Source organism: Streptomyces sp. NRRL S-350, assembly GCF_000719705.1.
Taxonomy (GTDB): Bacteria; Actinomycetota; Actinomycetes; order Streptomycetales; family Streptomycetaceae; genus Kitasatospora.
This window is the reverse complement of the sequence record NZ_JOHO01000018.1, coordinates 19760-39678: the sequence shown is the minus strand read 5'-3', so window position 1 is coordinate 39678 and position 19919 is coordinate 19760. Positions and strand designations below refer to the sequence as shown.

Below are 19919 nucleotides of genomic sequence, written 5' to 3'. Positions count from 1 at the left end.
TCGATCACCTCATCGAGTGAAGGTGTCTGTGATGGTCAGGGGCGCGGTTCGGCGGCCGACATCATGGTCGGGTCAGAACGTCCGGCCGTCGCAGGAGCAGCAGTGCCACAGCAGCAGACGAGCAGTCCCGGGCAGGGGCAGCGTTTCGACTGGTGGGCCGCTCCGGCTGCCGCCGCCCCCGCCGACACCCCGCCATCGCCCCCGCACCGCCGAACGGCGGTACCGGCGCAGCCCGCTCCCGCCCGTACGGACCCCGCCCCGACGGACCAGCCGGCGCTCGCGACGGCCCCGCACCTGGTGGCGCCGGCCGCAGCGGCCTCGCCGGAGGCCGACGTCCAGGCCGGCCCGGGGGCCCGGGCCGCCGCGCCCGCCCCTCAGGCCGTCGACAGCACCGAGGTCTACCGGGCCGTCCAGGCCAGCGCGGCCTTCCAGGACATCCGCCGCAGCTACCGGTCGTTCGTCTTCCCGGTCGCCGGCGTCTTCCTCGGCTGGTACCTGACGTACGTGGCCGCCCAGGCCGCCGCGCCCGGCCTGATGCGCGCCCCGGTGGCCGGCCCGCTCAACGTGGCCTGGCTGCTCGGCCTGCTGCAGTTCGCCTCCACCTTCCTGCTCACCTGGCTCTACGCCCGCAACGCCCGGACCAAGCGCGACCGCGCCGCCCTGGGCCTGCGCTGGGACACCCAGGACCAGCTGCGGTGACGGCCATGACGAGCCCCCTGACGACCGACGCGGTGACGGCGGTGACGGCGGCGACGCACGCGGTGACGAGCATGGCGGCGACCGCCGTGACGACCGCGACCCCGCCCCCCGTCGCCCCCACCGGCGACCACCACTCGCTCGCGATCGTGCTGTTCGCCGTCGTCGTCCTGGTCACCCTCGGCATCACCCTCTGGGTCGGCCGCCAGGGCAACGCCGCCGAGGACTTCTACGCCGGCGGCCGCGACTTCACCCCGCTCCAGAACGGCTTCGCGCTCTCCGGCGACTACCTCTCCGCGGCCTCCTTCCTCGGCGTCGCCGGGCTGATCGCCCTGTACGGCTACGACGGCGTGCTCTACAGCATCGGCTTCCTGGTGGCCTGGCTGGTCGTGCTCATGCTGGTCGCCGAACTCGTCCGCAACGCCGGCCGGTACACCCTCGCCGACGTGCTGGCGCTGCGGCTGCGCCGCCGCAAGGTGCGCGCCGCCGCCGGCGGTGCCAGCGTCGTCGTCACCCTGCTCTACCTGGTCGCCCAGATGGTCGGCGCCGGCTCGCTGGTCGCCCTGCTGCTCGGCACGGACAGCCCGCACGCCCGGACCTGGACGATCATCGCGGTCGGCGCCCTGATGGTGGTCTACGTGACGATCGGCGGGATGCGGGCCACCACGTGGATCCAGATCATCAAGGCCTTCCTGCTGACCGCCGGTTCGGTGCTGCTCACCGTGCTGCTGGTGGTCCGCTTCCACGGCGACCTCGGCGAACTGATGCGCCAGGCCGCCCAGCACAGCGGCGCCGGGCACCGCTACCTGGAGCCCGGACTCAAGTACGGCGCCACCTTCACCAGCCGGCTGGACTTCTTCAGCCTCGGCCTCGCGCTGGTGCTCGGCACCGCCGGCCTGCCGCACATCCTGTCCCGCTTCTACACCGTGCCCACCGCGCGGGCCGCCCGCCGCTCCACGATGTGGGCGATCGGCCTGGTCGGCGGCTTCTACCTGATGGCCATCGCGCTCGGCCTCGGTGCGACCGCGCTGGTCGGCTCGGCCGAGGTGCGGCACGCCAACCCGGCGGGGAACACCGCCGTCCCGCTGCTCGCCCTGGTGCTCGGCGGCGGCAACGGCAGCACCGGCGGGGTCGTGCTGTTCGCGCTGATCTCGGCGATCGCGTTCGCCACGATCCTCGCCGTGGTGGCCGGGCTGACCCTGGCCTCGTCGGCGGCGTTCGCCCACGACATCTGGGCCGGCGCATGGCGCAACCGGCCCCGGAAGCCGGGGCGGCGCGGCCGGGGACAGCAGGCGGCAGGCGGCCGACTGCGGCGCGGCCGTGGCGAGGCCGTTCCGGCCTCCCGGTCGGCGGAGGAGGAGCCCGGGCCCGGGGCCGGTGAGCAGCAGGAGGTCCTCGTCGCCCGGCTCGCCGCCGGCGGGATCGGCGCGGCGGCGATCGTGATCAGCCTCTTCGCCCAGCAGCTGAACGTCGCCTTCCTGGTCGGCCTGGCCTTCGCCGTCGCCGCCTCCGCCAACCTGCCGGTGCTGCTGTACAGCCTGTTCTGGTCGCGGTTCACCGTCCGCGGCGCGGTCTGGTCGGTGTACGGCGGGCTGGTCCCGGCGATCGTGCTGGTGCTCTTCTCCCCGGTGGTCTCCGGCTCCAAGGTGGCACTGTTCCCCGGCGTCGACTTCCACTGGTTCCCGCTGGAGAACCCCGGCATCGTCTCCATCCCGCTCGGCTTCCTGGCGGGCTGGATCGGGACGGTCACGTCGCTCGAGCCCGCGGACGCGGACCGGTTCGCCGAGCTGGAGGTGCGTGCCCTCACCGGTGCGGGCGCGGCCTGAGCCGCCGCGCCCGGGGAACCCCGGCGGGCCTGGGGCCGCCGGGGTTCCCCCATGTCCCGGCCCGGCCGACACCCGCTGGGCTGCCGCTTGCGAAGTCCCGCCGCTCAACGGGGGACTGCCGCTCAACGGAGGCCTGCCGCTTCACGGGGGCCTGCCGCTCAACGGAGGACTGCCGCTTCACGGGAGACCGCAGCCTCGTAGCCTCGCCTGCCACCGGGCCGGGAACCAGGGCCTACGCCCGGGCCGCCAGACCGTACCGGTGCTCCGGGCGGCCGGTGTCGCCGTACCGGAGGGTCAGCCGCAGCCGGCTGTCGCGCTCCAACTGCTTGAGGTAGCGCTGGGCCGTGGAGCGGCTGAGCCCGGTGGCGTCCGCGACCTCCTGGGCGGACAGCGGCCGGCCGGCCCGTCGCAGGACGCCCATCACCAGGTCGGTGGTCGGCGCGGAGTGGCCCTTGGGCAGCGGGCCGGCCGGGGCGGCGGCGAGCCGCAGGGTCGCGAACAGCCGGTCCACCTCGTCCTGCCCGGCCTCCCGGGCCGGGGCGGCCAGCGCGTGCCGCAGCTGCGCGTACGCCACCAGCTTCTCCCGCAGCCCGGCGAAGGTGAACGGCTTGACCAGGTACTGCAGCGCGCCGTGCTGCATGGCGGCGTGGACCGTCGACACGTCCCGGGCGGCCGTCACCATCATCACGTCGCAGGCCACCTGGCGGTCGCGCAGCCTGCGCACCAGGGCCAGGCCGGTCTCGTCCGGCAGGTGGTGGTCGAGGAGCAGCAGGTCGACCGGGCGGCGCTCCAGCGCGGCCAGCGCCTCCCCGGCCGAGTGCGCGGTGCCGGTGACCCGGAAGCCCGGCACCTTGGCCACGTACGCGGCGTGCACGTCCGCGACCCGGAAGTCGTCGTCCACCACGAGTACGTCGATCATCAGGCCTCCACGAGCCGATCGGTGAGCAGGGCCTCGGGCAGCTCGACGGTGAACCGGGCGCCGCCGAGCGGTCCGGTGTCGAGCCCGATCCGGCCGCCGGTCCGCTCGACCAGCCGCCGCACCATCGCCAGCCCCAGCCCGCGCGGACGGTGCGCGGGTGCGTCCTTGCTGGTCCACCCCTCCTCGAAGACCTGCTCGCGCAGGTCCTCCGGCACGCCCGGGCCGCTGTCCGCGACCTGCAGCAGCAGGGTGGAGCCGGCCGCCGCCAGGCTCACCTCCACGCGGCCGCCCCCGCCCGGCGTCAACGCGTCCACCGCGTTGTCGATCAGATTGCCCAGCACCGTCACCAGCGCCCGGGCGTCCACCACCGCGTCCGGCAGGTGCGCCGCCGGGGCCAGCGCCAGCCGGACGCCGCGCTCGCCCGCCACCGCCGTCTTGCCCGCCAGCAGCGCTGCGACGTGCGGATCCTGCACCTGCTCGGCGATCCGCGCGGCCACCACGGCGTGCGAGCCGGACTGCTCCGAGATGAACGCCACCGCCTGCTCGTGCCGCCCGAGTTCCAGCAGGCCCAGCAGGGTGTGCATCCGGTTGGCGTGCTCGTGGTCCTGGGCCCGCAGTGCCTCGGTCAGGCTGCGGGTGGTGTCCAGCTCGCGGACCAGCGACTCCAGCTCGGTGCGGTCGCGCAGGGTCACCACCGCGCCGCCTTCGGCCGTGGCCATCCGGTTCACCACCAGCACCCGGTCGTCCCGGACGGCCGGCAGGTCGGCGCCGGTGATCCGTCCGGCCAGGACGTCGGCCAGCCGGCCCGGCGGCAGCACCGCGCCGATCGGGCGGCCGGTGCAGTCCTCGGGCAGGCCGAGCAGCCGGACCGCCTCGTCGTTGGCCAGCCGGATCCGGCCGCGCTCGTCCAGCGCCACCATGCCCTCGCGGATGCCGTGCAGCATCGCCTCCCGTTCCACCAGCAGCGCGGAGATGTCGGCCAGCGCGATGTTGTGGGTGCGGCGCTTGAGCCGGCGGGCCAGGGCCAGGGTGGCGACCGTCCCGGCGGCCAGGCCCGCGCCCGCGCACAGCAGGATCCCGGTGAGCATCTTCAGCAGCCGGCGGCGGATCGAGTCGTCGCTGATGCCCACCGACACCTCGCCGACGATCCGGCCGTCCGCCATCCGCAGCGGCACCTTGCCGCGCGCGGTGCGGCCCAGGGTGCCCTCCTGGATCGCGGTGACGCTGCGGCCGCCCAGGGCCGCCTCGGGGTCGGTGCTGACCCGGTGGCCGATCCGGCCGGGGTCGGTGTGCGAGAGCCGGATCCCGTCGAGGTCGGTGACGACGACGAAGCTGGCGCCGGTGGCCAGGCGGATCTGCTCGGCGTTGCGCTGCGCGGCCACCACGTCACGGGTGGCGGCGGCCCGCGCGATCGTCTCGTCGGTGGCGGTGGCCTGGGCGATCGACAGGGCCCGCTGCATCGCGTCGTGGTCCAGCTCGCTGCTGACCGGGGCCAGGAACAGCCCGGCGGTCACGGCGGTGACACCGACGGTGACGACGGTCTGGCTCAGCAGCAGCTGGGCGAAGACCCGGCGGGGCCAGTGGGGGAGCTTCATCCGGGCCTCCTCTCGGCGGCTTCGGGCGGTTCTGCGGGGGCGGTGGGCTGGACGGCCCGGGTGGGGGGCTTGGTCCGAGGTGGGGGCCTCGTCCTCCGCCAGGGGCCTCGCCCTCCGCCGGGGGGTCGGGACACCCTACGTTTCCGGCGTGTTTCTGTCAGCCGTGCCCCCGCAGTTGTAGCGGAAGCAAAACGAGCAGAACACCCCTCAACGCGGAGAAGCCGCACTACGCCGAGAAGGCTCCCGCCGGGGCCGGGCCCGCTCCTACCGTTCCGGGGCAAGCACAGACCCGGGAGGATCCAATGAGCAAAACCCCGGCGATCGAGCTGTCCGGCGCGACCAAGCGGTTCCGCACCCCCTCAGGGGCCCTGCACACCGCCGTCCGCGATCTCGATCTGACCGTCGCCCAGGGCGAGTTCGTCGCCGTCGTCGGGCCCACCGGCTGCGGCAAGTCCACCACGCTGACCCTGGTCAGCGGCCTGGAGGAGCCCACGGAGGGCGAAGTCCGGGTGTACGGCGAGCCCGTCAGCGGGATCGACCCCCGGGTCGGGTTCGTCTTCCAGCAGGACGCCGTCTTCCCCTGGCGGACGGTCCTGTCCAACGTCATGGCCGGCCCCCGCTTCCGCGGCGTGCCCGCTGCCGAGGCCAGGGAACGGGCTCGGGACTGGCTGGGCCGGGTCGGCCTCGCCGCCTTCGAGGACCGCTACCCGCACCAGCTGTCCGGCGGCATGCGCAAGCGCGTCGCGCTCGCCCAGACCTTCGTCAACGACCCGGCGATCCTGCTGATGGACGAACCGTTCTCGGCACTGGACGTCCAGACCCGCGCCCTCATGTCGGACCAGCTGCTGGAGCTGTGGGCCGGCACGGGCTCGTCGGTCGTCTTCGTCACCCACGACCTGGACGAGGCCATCGCGCTCGCCGACCGGGTCGTCGTCATGACCGCCGGACCGGCAACGGTCAAGGAGGTCTTCACCGTCGACCTGCCACGACCGCGCACCGTGGAGGCCGTCCGGCTGGAGCCGAGGTTCGTCGAGCTGTACCGCGAGATCTGGGCCTCGCTCGGCGAAGAGGTGCGCATCACCCGGGAGAGAGGAGCGGGTCGTGCCGCTTGAGACCGCGTCCGCCGTCGCCGGGAAGCCCCCGGTCGTCACCACGAGAACCGAGGCCCGCGAACGGGCCGCCCGCAACCGGAAGTTGACCGTCTACGCGGCCCGGGTCGCGGTCCTGGCCGCCTTCCTCGGGCTCTGGGAGGTCTGCGCCCGCACCGACATCATCGATCCGTTCAACTTCTCGCAGCCGTCGAAGATCTGGGATCAGATCTGGCAGTGGATCGCCCACGGCACCGCCCAGGGCTCGCTCGGCGAACAGATCGGCTACACCCTCTACGAAGCCCTCAGCGGCTGGGTGATCGGCGTCATCGGCGGTGTGCTGCTGGGCATCGCGCTCGGCCGGATCCGCTTCCTCGCCGACGTGTTCGGGCCCTACATCAAGGTGCTCAACGCGATCCCGCGCATCGTGCTCGCGCCGATCTTCCTGATCTGGTTCGGCCTCGGCCCGGCCTCCAAGGTGGCCTCCGCCGTGGTGCTGGTGTTCTTCCCGGTGTTCTTCAACGCCTTCCAGGGCGCCCGCGAGGTGGACCGCAACCTCGTCGCCAACGCCCGCATCCTCGGCGCCGACAACCGCAAGGTCACCCTCCAGGTGGTCATCCCCGCCGCCACCACCTGGATCTTCACCAGCCTCCACGTCAGCTTCGGCTTCGCGCTGATCGGCGCCATCGTCGGCGAGTACATCGGCGCCACCAAGGGCCTCGGCCTGCTCGTCGCGGCCGCCCAGGGCACCTTCAACGCGGCCGGCGTGTACGCGGCCATGACCGTCCTCGCCGTCGTCGCACTGCTCACCGAGGGGCTGCTGACCTTCGCCGAGAAGAAGCTGTTCCGGTGGAAGCCCGCCGACGCGGGCGACGGCCGCTGATCGTCCCCGCCCCGGCCGACTCCCCCCGCCCCGGCCCACTTTCCCGGCCCGGCTGCCCCCGCCCCCGCTGGCTTCCCCCCGCCCACGCCCGCTGACCTCCCGCCGGTCGGAACAGAGAGGCACCCCCACCCATGCGCACCAACCCCACCGGCAGAGCCGCCGCGACCGCCCTCGCCGCCGTCCTGCTCCTCCCGCTCACCGCCTGCGCCAACGACGCCGCCACCGCCGGCCACGGCGCGGTCGCCGCCCCGGCCGGGCAGCAGGTCGACGGACCCAAGGTCAAGATCATGGTCGGCGGCCTGGACAAGGTCATCTACCTGCCCGCGATGCTCACCCAGCGGCTCGGCTACTTCGCCGACGCCGGAGTCAACGTCGAGCTCATGACCGAACCGGCCGGCGTCAACGCCACCACCGCGCTCCTCGCCGGGGACGTCCAGGGCGCCGTCGGCTTCTACGACCACACCATCGACCTGCAGGCCAAGGGCAAGAACGTCGAATCCGTGGTGCAGTTCGCCCAGGCGCCCGGCGAGGTCGAGGTGGTCTCCGCCAAGCAGGCCGACTCCCTCAGGTCCGGCGCCGACTTCAAGGGCAAGAAGCTGGGTGTCACCAGCCTCGGCTCCTCGACCGACTTCCTCACCAAGTACCTCGCCGTCAAGAACGGCACCGCCGTCAGCGAGTTCAGCCCGATCGCGGTCGGCGCCGGCCAGACCTTCATCGCCGCGCTCCAACAGGGCAGCATCGACGCCGGGATGACCACCGACCCGACCGTCGCCAACATCCTGGACAAGGGCCTCGGCAAGGTCCTCTACGACATGCGCACCCCCGAGGGCTCGCGCCAGGCCCTCGGCGGCCTGTACCCGTCGTCCTCGCTGTACATGAACATCGACTGGGTCGAGAAGAACAAGGACACCACCCAGAAGCTCGCCAACGCCTTCGTGAAGACCCTCAAGTGGATGTCCACCCACACCCCCGAGGAGATCGCCGCGAAGATGCCCGCCGACTACGGGCAGGGCGGCGCCGAACAGTACGCGGCGGCGATCAAGGCGACGCTGCCGATGTTCACCACGGACGGTGTGATGCCGGCCGACGGGCCGAAGACGGTGCTCTCGGTGCTCGCGGCGTTCCACCCGGACGTCAAGGGCAAGGAGGGGACGATCGACCTGGCCAAGACGTACACCACGGAGTTCGTCGGCAAGGCCACCGGCTGATCCCGAGCCGCTGCGGTCCCGCGCTCACCCCCACGGGCGCGGGCCCGCCGCGTTCAGACCCCCCGTACGGATAGCACGTCCATCCGCGACGGCGTCCCCGCCGCCTTGCCGCAGCTCTCCGGACGAGGCGGCTCGCTCACCGACTCGATCACGTCCACCTCCCAGGCCCGGCCGTCCCGGTGCAGCACCCCGACCAGCCAGCGGCCCTCGCCGTCCGGCCGCTGCGTGAGCGTCAGCGCGTCCACCCCGGTCTCGCCGGTCGCCAGCCGCACCGCGTGCTCGGCGGCCTGACCCGGACGGTCCCAGCCCGAGCAGCCCCGCGACCACTCCGGCACCATGTGCCCGGCCGCCGTCGCCGCCAGCACCTCCTTCGCCGTCTCCGGCGTCAACCGCCCGTACGCGTAGCCGTACGGCAGCACCAGCATCGTCGGGGAGAAGCGGTGGCCGCCCAGGTGCGTCACCTCCCAGACCTCGCTGTGCCCGGCCGCCGCCAGCTCCGCCGCAAGCGGACGGCCCAGCAGCGCGCAGCAGCGGTCACGCCGGCCGTTGGTGCACACCAGGGCCACCGGGCCGCCGACGTGCTCCGCTCCGAAGCCCGTGTGGTCGCCCGCGCCGAGTGCCGCGAAGTCCAGCTCCAGCAGCTCCGCGGGGTCCGCCGTCCACGCCCGGCGCACCCAGTCGCGGCCCGGCACCGTGTGGGCGACGATCACCTCGTGCCGCGCCGTCGGCAGGCAGTCCGCGTGCCGGCCCGGCCGCCGGATCAACGCCACCCGCACCCCCGTCCCCGCGGCGGCCGCCTCCAGGGCCCGCCCCACCGCCGGATCCAGGTGGCTCTCGCCCAGCGCCTTGGCGCCCCAGGGCCCGCTCTGCTCCACCAGCAGCCAGGTGGTCGCCACCGCTGCCGTCGCGGCCAGCGGCTCCGAAAGTTCACGCGACACGGTCGCACAGGTGCTCACCCGGGCAAGGCTACCCTCACCGGATCATCCGGAGGCGGCCCCGGCCGTGGTCCGCCGCAGGACGCCGGGGCCGCCGGCCGGGCCGCCACGAAGAGGCGGAACGGCCGTGAACAGGCGGAACGGCCACCGAGGCGGAACGGCCGTGAACAGGCGAAACGGCGACGAAAAAGGGGAGGGGCACCGGCAGCAGCCGGTACCCCTCCGCTGGGCGCGGTCCGTCACGCCGGGCCGGCGACCACGGCGATCGGGGTGCTGACCGGGGTGCCCGAGCCGTCGCGGCGCGGGTCGCGGTCGGGGAGGTCGACCGGGGCGCCCTTGGCCGTGGCGGCGCGGGCCGGGGCGGCGCCCGCCCAGGCGAAGGCCAGGGCGTCCTCGCCGCGCAGGAAGCGCTGGCAGCGGACACCGCCGGTGGCGCGGCCCTTGCGCGGATACTGCTCGAACGGGGTGACCTTCCAGGTCGTCTGCTCGCCGCCGGTCAGCGTGTCCGGGGCCGTGGCCACCGTGACGACCACGGCGTCCGTGGCCGGGTCCACCGCGCCGAAGGACAGCACCCGGGCGCCGTCCGACAGCTTGATGCCCGCCATGCCGCCCGCCGGGCGGCCCTGCGGCCGCACCTGGGCCGCCGGGTAGCGCAGCAGCTGCGCGTCGGAGGCGATGAAGACCAAGTCCTCCTCGCCGGTGCGCAGTTCGACCGCGCCCACCAGCTCGTCACCCTCCTTGAGGGCGATCACCTCGAACTCGTCCTTGTTCGCCGGCCACTCCGGCACCACCCGCTTGACCACGCCCTGCACGGTGCCCAGCGCCAGCCCCGGCGAGGACTCGTCCAGTGTGGTCAGCGCCAGCACCCGCTCCCCGGCCTCCAGGCGCAGGAACTCGTCCACCGCGGCCCCGCCGGCCAGGGTCGGCGACGGCGTCGGCGGCAGGGCCGGCAGGTCGATCACCGGCAGCCGCAGCACCCGGCCCGTGGACGTCACCACCCCTACGTCCGCCCGGGCCGTCGCGTGCACGGCCGACACGATCACGTCGTGCTTCGAGCGCTTCTCCGACAGCTCGAACGGCTCGCCGTCCGCCGTCCGCGCCAGCAGTCCCGTCGAGGACAGCAGCACCCGGCACGGGTCGTCCGCCACCTCCAGCGGCACCGCCAGGGACGCCGACGGAGCCGCCCCCGCCTCCAGCAGGACCGTCCGCCGCTCCGTCCCGAACTGCTTGGCCACCGCGCCCAGTTCGGAGGAGACTACGCTGCGCAGCCGGGTGTCCGACTCCAGGATCTCGGTGAGCTCCGCGATCTCCGCGTTGAGCTTCTCCTTCTCCTGCTCCAGCTCCACCCGGTCGAACCGGGTCAGCCGGCGCAGCGGGGTGTCCAGGATGTAGGCGGTCTGCGTCTGCGACAGCGAGAAGCGCTCCATCAGGCGCTCCTTCGCCTGCTGGGCGTTGTCGCTCGACCGGATGATCGCGATGACCTCGTCGATGTCGACCAGCGCCACCAGCAGGCCCTCGACCAGGTGCAGCCGCTCCTCCCGCTTGCGGCGGCGGAAGTCGCTGCGGCGGCGGACCACGGTGAAGCGGTGGTCGACGTAGACCTCCAGCAGCTCCTTCAGGCCCAGCGTCAGCGGCTGCCCGTCCACCAGCGCCACGTTGTTGATGCCGAAGGTCTCCTCCATCGGCGTCAGCTTGTAGAGCTGCTCCAGCAGCGCCTCGGGCACGAAGCCGTTCTTGACCTCGATCACCAGCCGCAGCCCGTGCTCGCGGTCGGTCAGGTCCTTGACGTCCGCGATGCCCTGCAGCTTCTTCGCGTTGACCAGGTCCTTGATCTTCGAGATGACCTTCTCCGGGCCGACGTTGTACGGCAGTTCGGTGACCACGATGCCCTTGCGGCGGGCCGTCACCGCCTTCACCGTCGTCGTCGCCCGGATCCGGAACGTGCCGCGGCCCGACTCGTACGCGTCCCGGATGCCGGACAGGCCCACGATCCGGCCGCCGGTCGGCAGGTCCGGACCGGGCACGAACCGCATCAGCGTGTCCAGGTCCGCGTTGGGGTGCTTGATCAGGTGCCGGGCCGCCGCCACCACTTCGGACAGGTTGTGCGGCGGCATGTTCGTCGCCATGCCCACCGCGATGCCCGTCGCACCGTTCACCAGCAGGTTCGGGAAGGCGGCGGGCAGCGCCAGCGGCTCCTGCTCGCTGCCGTCGTAGTTCGGGCCGAAGTCGACGGTGTCCTCGTGGATCGACTCCACCATCGCCATCGACGCGGCCGTCAACCGCGACTCGGTGTAGCGCATCGCCGCCGGCGGGTCGTCGTTGCCCAGCGAACCGAAGTTGCCGTGCCCGTCGATCAGCGGCAGCCGCATCGAGAACGGCTGTGCCATGCGCACCACGGAGTCGTAGATCGACGCGTCCCCGTGCGGGTGCAGCCGGCCCATCACCTCGCCGACCAGGCGTGCGCACTTCACGTGCCCGCGCTCCGGGCGCAGGCCCATCTCGTTGGCCTGGTAGAGGATCCGGCGGTGCACCGGCTTCAGACCGTCCCGCGCGTCGGGCAGCGCACGCGAGTAGATCACCGAGTAGGCGTACTCCAGGAAGGAGCCCTGCATCTCGTCCACGACGTCGACGTCGAGGATCCGCTCCTCGAAGTCTCCGGGCGGCGGGGTCTGCGAACTGCGGCGGGCCATCGCGGCGGGGCTCCCTTACGTGTCGCTGGCTGTGTCTCGGGCGGGCGTCGTTCGGTCACCGCGCCCTGCCGCCGGGCCCGTCAACCGAGTGCGGCGGACAGGGCACGGCGCCCCCATTGTGGACCCTCGCGCCGACACTCCCGGTCAGCGGCCCTCTTCCGCCCCTGGCGAACGACCCCCTCCGCGCGGACACGAACACGGCTCCCGCGCGTTGCACCACAATGGGGGACGCCACACGAACCCCCGACATCGACGACGGGAAGGACCCGAGCGCATGGCCAACCCGGCCCCCGCCTCCAGCCGAGGCATCGCCATCACCGAGCACCGCCTGGCCAACGGCCTGCGCGTCGTCCTCTCCGAGGACCACCTCACCCCGGTCGCCGCCGTCTGCCTCTGGTACGACGTGGGCTCCCGCCACGAGGTCAAGGGCCGCACCGGCCTCGCCCACCTCTTCGAGCACCTGATGTTCCAGGGCTCCGCCAACGTCTCCAACAACGGGCACTTCGAGCTGGTCCAGGGCGCCGGCGGCTCGCTCAACGGCACCACCAGCTTCGAGCGCACCAACTACTTCGAGACCATGCCCGCCCACCAGCTGGAGCTCGCCCTCTGGCTGGAGGCCGACCGCATGGGCTCGCTGCTCGCCGCCCTCGACGAGACGTCCATGGAGAACCAGCGCGACGTCGTCAAGAACGAGCGCCGCCAGCGCTACGACAACGTCCCGTACGGCACCTCGTTCGAGAAGCTCACCGCGCTCTCCTACCCGGACGGCCACCCGTACCACCACACGCCGATCGGCTCCATGGCCGACCTCGACGCGGCCACCCTGGAGGACGCCCGCACGTTCTTCCGCACGTACTACGCGCCCAACAACGCGGTCCTGTCCGTGGTCGGCGACATCGACCCCGAGCAGACCATCGCCTGGGTCGAGAAGTACTTCGGCTCCATCCCCGCCCACGACGGCAAACAGCCCCCGCGCTCCGGCGAACTGCCCGACACCATCGGCCGCGAGATCCGCGAGGAGGTCCACGAGGACGTCCCCTCCCGCGCCCTGACGGCCGCCTACCGCCTCCCGCACGACGGCACCCGCGAGGCCGACGCCGCCGACCTCGCCCTCACCATCCTCGGCAGCGGCGAGTCCAGCCGCCTCTACAACCGGCTGGTGCGCCGCGACCGCACCGCCGTCGCCGCCGGCTTCGGCCTGCTCCGCCTCGCCGGCGCCCCCAGCCTCGGCTGGCTCGACGTCAAGACCTCCGGCGACGCCACCATCGCGCAGATCGACGCCGCGGTCGACGAGGAGCTCGCCCGGTTCGCCGCCGAGGGCCCCACGCCCGAGGAGCTCGAACGCGCCCAGGCCCAGATCGAGCGAGAGTGGCTCGACCGGCTCACCACCGTCGCCGGCCGCGCCGACGAACTCTGCCGCTTCGCCGTCCTGTTCGGCGACCCCAAGCTGCTCAACGACGCCCTCCCCAAGGTCCTCGATGTCACCGCCGAGGAGGTCCAGGCCGTCGCCAAGGCCCGGCTCCACCCCGACAACCGGGCCGTCCTGGTCTACGAGCCGACCGGTGGTGCCGAGAGCGACGCCGAGAGTGACGCCGCCACCGCCGCCGAGACCGACGCCGCTTCCGACGCCGCTTCCGAAGAGGAGGGTGCCGCCGTATGAGCACCGACTACGTCCCCGCCATGACCTTCCACCCCCAGCCCCAGCCGGGCACCCCCAGCCCGTGGGCGTTCCCCGCCCCCGAGCGGGCCGCCCTCGGCAACGGCATCACCGTCCTGCACTGCCACCGCCCCGGCCAGCAGCTGGTCGCCGTCGAGGTCCTCCTCGACGCCCCGCTCGCCGCCGAGCCGGAGGGCCTGGACGGCATCGCCGCCGTCCTCGCCCGCGCCCTCAACGAGGGCACCGACACCCTCAGCGCCGAGGAGTTCGCCGGCGAGCTCGAACGCGCGGGCGCCACCCTGGACGCGCACGCCGACCACCCGTGCATCCGGGTCTCCCTGGAGGTCCCCGCCTCGCGGCTCCAGCGCGGCCTCTCGCTGCTCGCCGACGCGCTGCGCGCTCCCGCCCTCCCCGAGGCCGAGATCGAGCGGCTGGTCGCCAACCGCCTGGACGAGATCGTCCACGAGCAGGCCAACCCGGCCCGGCGCGCCGCCAAGGCCCTCTACGCCGAGCTCTTCGACGCCGCCGACCGGCTCTCCCGGCCCCGGGCCGGCACCGCCGACACCGTCAAGTCGATCGACCGCGCCGCCGTCAAGGCCTTCTACGAGGCCCACGTGCGCCCGGCGACCAGCACCGTCGTCGTGGTCGGCGACCTCACCGGCGTCGACCTGCCCGCCCTCCTGGAGAGCACCCTCGGCACTTGGACCGGCCCGGCCGCCGAGCCCTCCGTCCACGCCCCGGTCGTCGGCGACGACCACGGCCGCGTCGTCATCGTGGACCGCCCCGGCTCCGTCCAGACCCAGCTGCTCATCGGCCGGATCGGCCCCGACCGCCACGACCCGGTCTGGGCCGCCCAGACGCTGGGCACCTACTGCCTCGGCGGCACCCTCACCTCCCGGCTGGACCGCGTCCTGCGCGAGGAGAAGGGCTACACCTACGGCGTCCGCGCCTTCGCCCAGCCGCTGCGCTCCTCCGCCGACGGCAGCGGGCGCTCGCTGCTCGCCATCAGCGGCTCGGTGGACACCGCCTCCACCGCGCCGGCGCTCGCCGACACCTGGGCCATCCTGCGCACCCTCGCCGCCGAGGGGCTCACCGACGCCGAGCGCGACGAGGCCGTGCAGTTCCTGGTCGGCGTCGCCCCGCTGAAGTACGAGACCGCGGGCTCGGTCGCCGGCACGCTGGCCGACCAGGTCGAGCAGTACCTGGCGGACGACTACCAGGCCGAGGTCTACCGGCAGCTCGCCGAACTGCCCACCGCCGCCGCCACCGAGGCGGTCGTCGCGGCCTTCCCGCCGGACCGCCTGGTCACCGTGCTGGTCGGCGACGCGGCCGTGATCGCCGACGACGTGCGGGCGCTCGGCATCGGCGAGGTCACCGTCATCAACTGACGGCCCCGGCCGTCGCCGTCCGGCCCGGTGGAGCACCCGCTCCGCCGGGCCGGACGCGTTTTTAAATCCCTTGCCCGCCCCGTCGGTTCCGTGGATAGATGTTCCCCGGCGCACAGCAGGTGCGCACGGCGACGAGGGAAGGGAGGCGGTCACCATGCGGGTCGAGCAAGCCATACGACGACGCTCCCCGAGGCCGTACTGCCCCCGTTCCGTCGCCCCGGGCGTCTGAGCCCCGCCCCTGAGCTCCACCCCTGGACTTCCCCGAGCCGCGCCGGGATTCATCGCGCGGCACCCCACTTTCCCGAACCACCCGACCTCTGGAGGTCGTTCACCCATGTCGTACACCGAAGTCCCCGGCGTCCGGGTCCCGATCCGGATGTGGACCGACCCCGCGACGGTCGAGGGCCAGGCCTTGGAGCAGCTGCGCAACATCAGCTCCCTGCCCGGGCTGCGCGGCCTCGCCGTGATGCCCGACGTCCACCTGGGCAAGGGCGCGACGGTCGGCTCCGTCATCGCCATGAAGGACGCCGTCTGCCCGGCGGCGGTCGGCGTCGACATCGGCTGCGGGATGAGCGCGGTGAAGACCTCGCTCACGGCGGAGGACCTCCCGGACGACCTCTCCGGTCTGCGTCGCGAAATCGAGCGGGCCATCCCGGTCGGCCGCGGCCTGCACACCGACCCGGTCGACCCGGCCAAGCTGCGGGGGTTCCGGGCCGCCGGCTGGGACGACTTCTGGCAGCGCTTCGACGGCATTGCGGAGGACGTCAAGTGGCGCCGCGAGCGGGCGATGCAGCAGATGGGGACGCTCGGCTCGGGCAACCACTTCTCGGAGGTGTGCCTGGACGGCACGGGTGCCGTCTGGTTGATGCTGCATTCCGGATCGCGCAACATCGGCAAGGAGCTGGCGGAGCACCACATGGGCGTCGCCCGCTCGCTGCCGCACAACCAGGGCCTGGTCGACCGGGACCTCGCGGTCTTCCTCGCGAAGACCCCGGAGATGGGCGCCTACCGGCAGGACCTCTTCTGGGCGCAGGAGTACGCGAAGCACAACCGCGCGGTCATGATGGCGCTCTTCCAGGACGTCGTCCGGCGTGAGTTCACCAAGGCGGAGGTCACCTTCGACGAGGTCATCAGCTGCCACCACAACTACGTGGCGGAGGAGCGGTACGACGGCGTCGACCTGCTGGTCACCCGCAAGGGCGCGATCCGGGCCGGCTCCGGCGACCTCGGGATCATCCCGGGTTCGATGGGGACGGGCTCCTACATCGTCCGCGGCCTGGGCAACGAGGCGGCGTTCAACTCCGCCTCGCACGGCGCCGGCCGCAAGATGAGCCGCACCGCCGCGAAGAAGCGGTTCACCGCGCGGGACCTCGCCGAGCAGACCAAGGGCGTGGAGTGCCGCAAGGACAGCGGCGTGGTGGACGAGATCCCGGGCGCCTACAAGAACATCGAGAAAGTCATCGAGCAGCAGAAGGACCTCGTCGAGGTGGTCGCGCACCTCAAGCAGGTCGTCTGCGTCAAGGGCTGACGACGGCCGGCCGCGGGCGGGGCCGACCCGGCCTCACCGCGGCCGGGGCCCCAGGGCCCGCCACGGCGGATCGGGGTGCCGCCGGTGTCCGGCGGCACCCCGATCGGGCGGGCGGTTGCCCTCAGGCTGCGGCCGGGAGCTCGTCGAGGCCTTCCTGGACGAGCTTGGCGAGGCGGTCGAGGGCGTCGTCGGCGTTCTCGGCGTCGGAGGCCAGGACGACCTCGTCGCCGCCCTGGGCGCCGAGGCCGAGGAGGCCGAGCATGGAGGCGGCGTTGACGGGGGTGCCGCCGGGCTTGGCGATGGTGATCGGCACGCCGGTGGCCGTGACGGCCCGGACGAAGACGGAGGCGGGACGGGCGTGCAGGCCCTCGGCCCAACCGATGGTGACGCGGCGCTCGGCCATGAGACGTGCCTTTCCGGTGAAGCTGGTCACGGCCGTGCTCGGGGAGCGGGGGAGCGGCCATGTTGTCTAGACCAGTGTCGCATGCAGGTGGCCCCTGCGGGCCGCCGCGTTCAGGACTTGTGATTGTTTCTTTTCGGGGCATAAACCCCGCCCGCGGATCCCGTCCACCCTGCCGTGGCCACGCACCCGGCGCCATTCGGCCCACCGCCGGATAACCTGACGAATGTGGACGACCCCGCGGCAGCCGACCCCCAGCAGCACCCGGACTACCCGCAGCACTGGGAGGCGGACATCCTGCTGCGCGACGGCGGTACGGCCCGGATCCGGCCGATCACACCCGCCGACGCCGGGCGCCTCGTCGAGTTCTACGAGCAGGTCTCGGACCAGTCCAAGTACTTCCGCTTCTTCGCCCCCTACCCGCGCCTCTCCGACCGGGACGTCCGCCGCTTCACCCACCACGACTTCGTGAACCGGGTCGGCCTCGCCGTGGTCATCCGGGACCACATCATCGCCACCGTCCGGTACGACCGGATCGACGCCGAGGGCCGCCCCTCCGAGACCGGGACGGACGCCGAGGTGGCCTTCCTGGTGCAGGACGCCCACCAGGGCCGCGGCGTCGCCTCGGCGCTGCTGGAACACATCGCGGCGGTGGCGCAGGAGCGCGGCATCCGCCGGTTCCAGGCGGAGGTGCTGCCGGAGAACCGGAAGATGGTGAAGGTCTTCACCGACGCCGGCTACACCCAGCGCCGCAGTTTCGCCGACGGTGTGGTGCACCTGGAGTTCGACCTCGAACAGACCGAGCGCTCGCTCGCCGTGATGCGCGCCCGTGAGCACCGCGCCGAGGCCCGCTCGGTGCAGCGGCTGCTCACCCCGCGCTCGGTGGCGGTGGTCGGGGTCTCCCGCAACCCGCAGACGGTCGGCCGGGCGATCCTGCGCGACCTCCTGGGCAGCGCCCCCGCCGGGTACCCCGTCCACGCGGTGAACCGCAATGCCCCGCCCGGCACCGAACTGGACGGCGTCCCCGTGCACCGTTCGATTCCGGACATTCCCGGGCCGGTGGACCTCGCGGTGATCGCCGTCCCCGAAGACGCCGTCCCGGCCGCCGTCGCCGAATGCGGAGCCCACGGCGTGCAGGGACTGGTGGTGGTCACCGCCGGTTACGCGGAGACCGGCCCGGAGGGCCGGGACCGCCAGCGCGCACTCGTCCGCCAGGCCCGCGCGGCGGGGATGCGGGTGATCGGCCCGAACGCCTTCGGCCTGATCAACACCGATCCCGAGAGCCCGCTGAACGCCTCGCTCGCGCCGCGCCTGCCCGGCCGCGGCGGCTTCGGGATCTTCTGCCAGTCCGGCGCGATCGGTGTGGCCCTGCTGGAGGCCGCCCACCGGCGCGGCCTCGGCGTCTCCTCGTTCGCCTCGGTGGGCAACCGCGCCGACGTCTCCGGCAACGACTTCCTGCAGTACTGGGCCGAGGACGAGGCCACCCAGGTGGTGCTGCTGTACCTGGAGTCCTTCGGCAACCCGCGCAAGTTCACCCGGATCGCCCGCCGCCTGGCCGCCGCCAAGCCGATCGTGGTGGTCAAGGGCGCCCGGCACACCGGCAGCCTGCCGCCCGGGCACGCCGTCCCGGCCACCGCCACCGGCCTGCGCGACGCGACGGTGGACGCGCTGTTCGAGCAGGCGGGCGTCATCAGGGTCGCGACCATCACCGAGCTGTACGACACCGGCGAGCTGCTGGCCCTGCAACCGCTGCCCGCGGGGGACCGGGTCGCGGTGGTCGGCAACTCCGACTCGCTCGGCCTGCTCACCTACGACGCCCTGCTGGGCGCCGGCCTGCGTCCGCGCACGCCCGTCGACCTCACCACCGCCGCTACCGGCGAGAACTTCCGGATCGCGCTCGACGTCGCCCTCGCCGATCCGGCCGTGGACGCGGTGATCGCTGTCGCGATCCCGCCGATCGGCACCTCCGCCCACGCCTTCATGGGCGGCCGGCTGACCGGCGACGACGACCCCGCCATGGGCTCGGACGACCCGGAGATCGCCGCCGGCCTGCTCGAAGCGGGCCTGCGCGCCAAGGAGGTGGGCAAGCCGCTGCTGCTCGCCCACCTGGCGCTGACCGACCTGCCCGCCCGGCTGCGCCCCGGCGGCATCCCCGGGTACGCGGCGCCCGAGCGGGCCGTCCACGCCCTCGCCCACGCCGTCCACTACGCGCAGTGGCGCCGCCGGACGGCCGAGGCGGAGGAGACGGCCCGCGTCCCCGACCTGGACCGGATCGACGAGCCCGGCGCCCGCGCCCTGGTCGCGGCGGCGCTGAGCACCCGGGCCGCACTCCGCCCGGCGCCCACCACCACGCTCGACCGGGGCACCCTGCGCCGCTCGCTCACGACGCGTACCCAGCCGGGCGGCGCCCGGATCACCCTGCCCGACGCCGGGGCCCGCGAGCTGCTGGCCCGCTACGGCATCGACGTGTCCCCGACACTCCCGGCCCCGGACGAGGAGACGGCCGTGTCGGCGGCGGCCTCGCTCGGCTACCCGGTGGCCCTGAAGGCGACCGCCCCGCACCTGCGCCACCGCCCCGACCTGGGCAGCGTCCGGCTGGACCTGACCGGCGAGGCGGGCCTGCGCCGCGCGCACCGCGAGCTGGACGCACTGCTCGGCGGCGCCGCGCAGGCCGAGCTGGTGGTGCAGCGGATGGCGCCGCGCGGCGTGGACACCGTGATCGGCGCCACGGTGGACCCGGCGGTCGGCGCGATCCTCTCCTTCGGTCTGGCCGGCGCGCCGGCCGAACTCCTGGGCGACACGGCGCACCGGCTGGTCCCCGCCACCGACCAGGACGTCGCCGGGCTGATCCGGGAGGTGCGCGCCGCGCCGCTGCTGTTCGGCTGGCGCGGAGCCGAGGCGGTGGACACCGGCGCCCTGGAGGAACTGCTGCTCAGGGTGTCGCAGTTGGTGGACGACGTTCCGGAGATCGCCTCGGTGGATCTCGAACCCGTGGTCGTGGCCCCGCACGGGCTGGCGATCCTGGGGGCGCGGGTGCGGGTCGCGCCGCTGCCCGTCCGCAGCGATCTGGGCCCGCGCGCCATGAGCACGCTGTAACCTTCCTTGG

14 protein-coding genes are annotated in these 19919 nt (G+C 73.5%); 9 read left to right on the top strand and 5 right to left on the bottom strand.

Going from position 1 to position 19919, the window contains the following annotated elements:
- Positions 1–102: 102 nt before the first annotated feature.
- Together IF30_RS49375 and IF30_RS0118380 are read left to right on the top strand one after the other, a co-directional pair.
- Entirely contained in the window at positions 103–699 is a 597-nt protein-coding gene (locus IF30_RS49375) for a DUF485 domain-containing protein (protein WP_324605639.1), read from the top strand.
- A 71-nt stretch (positions 700–770) separates the two neighbouring features.
- The gene (locus IF30_RS0118380) at positions 771–2522 is read left to right on the top strand and encodes a cation acetate symporter (RefSeq protein WP_051710574.1); all 1752 of its coding nucleotides are present in this window, start codon (positions 771–773) and stop codon (positions 2520–2522) included.
- Positions 2523–2754: 232 nt separating this feature from the next.
- Here the strand turns inward: IF30_RS0118380 and IF30_RS0118375 are convergent, their stop codons facing one another.
- Entirely contained in the window at positions 2755–3441 is a 687-nt protein-coding gene (locus tag IF30_RS0118375) for a response regulator (protein WP_030239273.1), read from the bottom strand.
- A complete protein-coding gene (locus IF30_RS0118370) occupies positions 3441–5036 on the bottom strand; it encodes a sensor histidine kinase (protein ID WP_037900416.1) in 1596 nt (531 codons plus the stop codon). The genes IF30_RS0118375 and IF30_RS0118370 overlap by 1 nt, the downstream gene beginning before the upstream one ends.
- A 302-nt stretch (positions 5037–5338) precedes the next feature.
- On the opposite strand from IF30_RS0118370, the gene IF30_RS0118365 reads away from it, so the two are divergent.
- From IF30_RS0118365 to IF30_RS0118355, 3 genes are all read left to right on the top strand, one after another.
- Entirely contained in the window at positions 5339–6148 is an 810-nt protein-coding gene (locus IF30_RS0118365) for an ABC transporter ATP-binding protein (RefSeq protein ID WP_030239268.1), read from the top strand.
- Positions 6138–7007, top strand: a complete 870-nt coding sequence (locus IF30_RS0118360; protein WP_030239265.1) for an ABC transporter permease — start codon at positions 6138–6140, stop codon at positions 7005–7007. The genes IF30_RS0118365 and IF30_RS0118360 overlap by 11 nt, the downstream gene beginning before the upstream one ends.
- Before the next feature lie 131 nt (positions 7008–7138).
- Entirely contained in the window at positions 7139–8215 is a 1077-nt protein-coding gene (locus tag IF30_RS0118355; protein WP_030239262.1) for an ABC transporter substrate-binding protein, read from the top strand.
- Positions 8216–8268: 53 nt separating this feature from the next.
- Here the strand turns inward: IF30_RS0118355 and IF30_RS0118350 are convergent, their stop codons facing one another.
- Together IF30_RS0118350 and IF30_RS0118345 are read right to left on the bottom strand one after the other, a co-directional pair.
- The gene (locus IF30_RS0118350) at positions 8269–9171 is read right to left on the bottom strand and encodes a sucrase ferredoxin (RefSeq protein WP_030239259.1); all 903 of its coding nucleotides are present in this window, start codon (positions 9169–9171) and stop codon (positions 8269–8271) included.
- 218 nt (positions 9172–9389) lie between these two features.
- Positions 9390–11840, bottom strand: coding sequence for a DNA gyrase/topoisomerase IV subunit A (locus IF30_RS0118345; RefSeq protein WP_030239257.1), 2451 nt, complete (start codon positions 11838–11840; stop codon positions 9390–9392).
- A gap of 274 nt (positions 11841–12114) precedes the next feature.
- Here IF30_RS0118345 and IF30_RS0118340 point away from each other — a divergent pair, with 274 nt between their 5' ends.
- The 3 genes from IF30_RS0118340 (at position 12115) to IF30_RS0118330 (ending at position 16413) form a co-directional block, all read left to right on the top strand.
- Positions 12115–13500, top strand: a complete 1386-nt coding sequence (locus tag IF30_RS0118340) for a M16 family metallopeptidase (RefSeq protein WP_030239256.1) — start codon at positions 12115–12117, stop codon at positions 13498–13500.
- A 20-nt stretch (positions 13501–13520) separates the two neighbouring features.
- Entirely contained in the window at positions 13521–14885 is a 1365-nt protein-coding gene (locus IF30_RS0118335; protein WP_037900425.1) for a M16 family metallopeptidase, read from the top strand.
- Positions 14886–15219: 334 nt separating this feature from the next.
- Positions 15220–16413: an RtcB family protein gene (locus IF30_RS0118330; RefSeq protein WP_030239252.1), complete on the top strand. Its 1194-nt coding sequence runs from the start codon at positions 15220–15222 to the stop codon at positions 16411–16413.
- Between the two features lie 121 nt (positions 16414–16534).
- On the opposite strand, the gene IF30_RS0118325 is transcribed toward IF30_RS0118330, so the two are convergent.
- A complete protein-coding gene (locus IF30_RS0118325; protein ID WP_030239251.1) occupies positions 16535–16816 on the bottom strand; it encodes an HPr family phosphocarrier protein in 282 nt (93 codons plus the stop codon).
- Between the two features lie 225 nt (positions 16817–17041).
- Between IF30_RS0118325 and IF30_RS0118320 the strand changes: the two genes are divergently transcribed.
- Positions 17042–19909 (top strand): GNAT family N-acetyltransferase, encoded by a 2868-nt coding sequence (locus tag IF30_RS0118320; protein WP_030239249.1) that lies wholly within the window; start codon positions 17042–17044, stop codon positions 19907–19909.
- Positions 19910–19919: the final 10 nt, after the last annotated feature.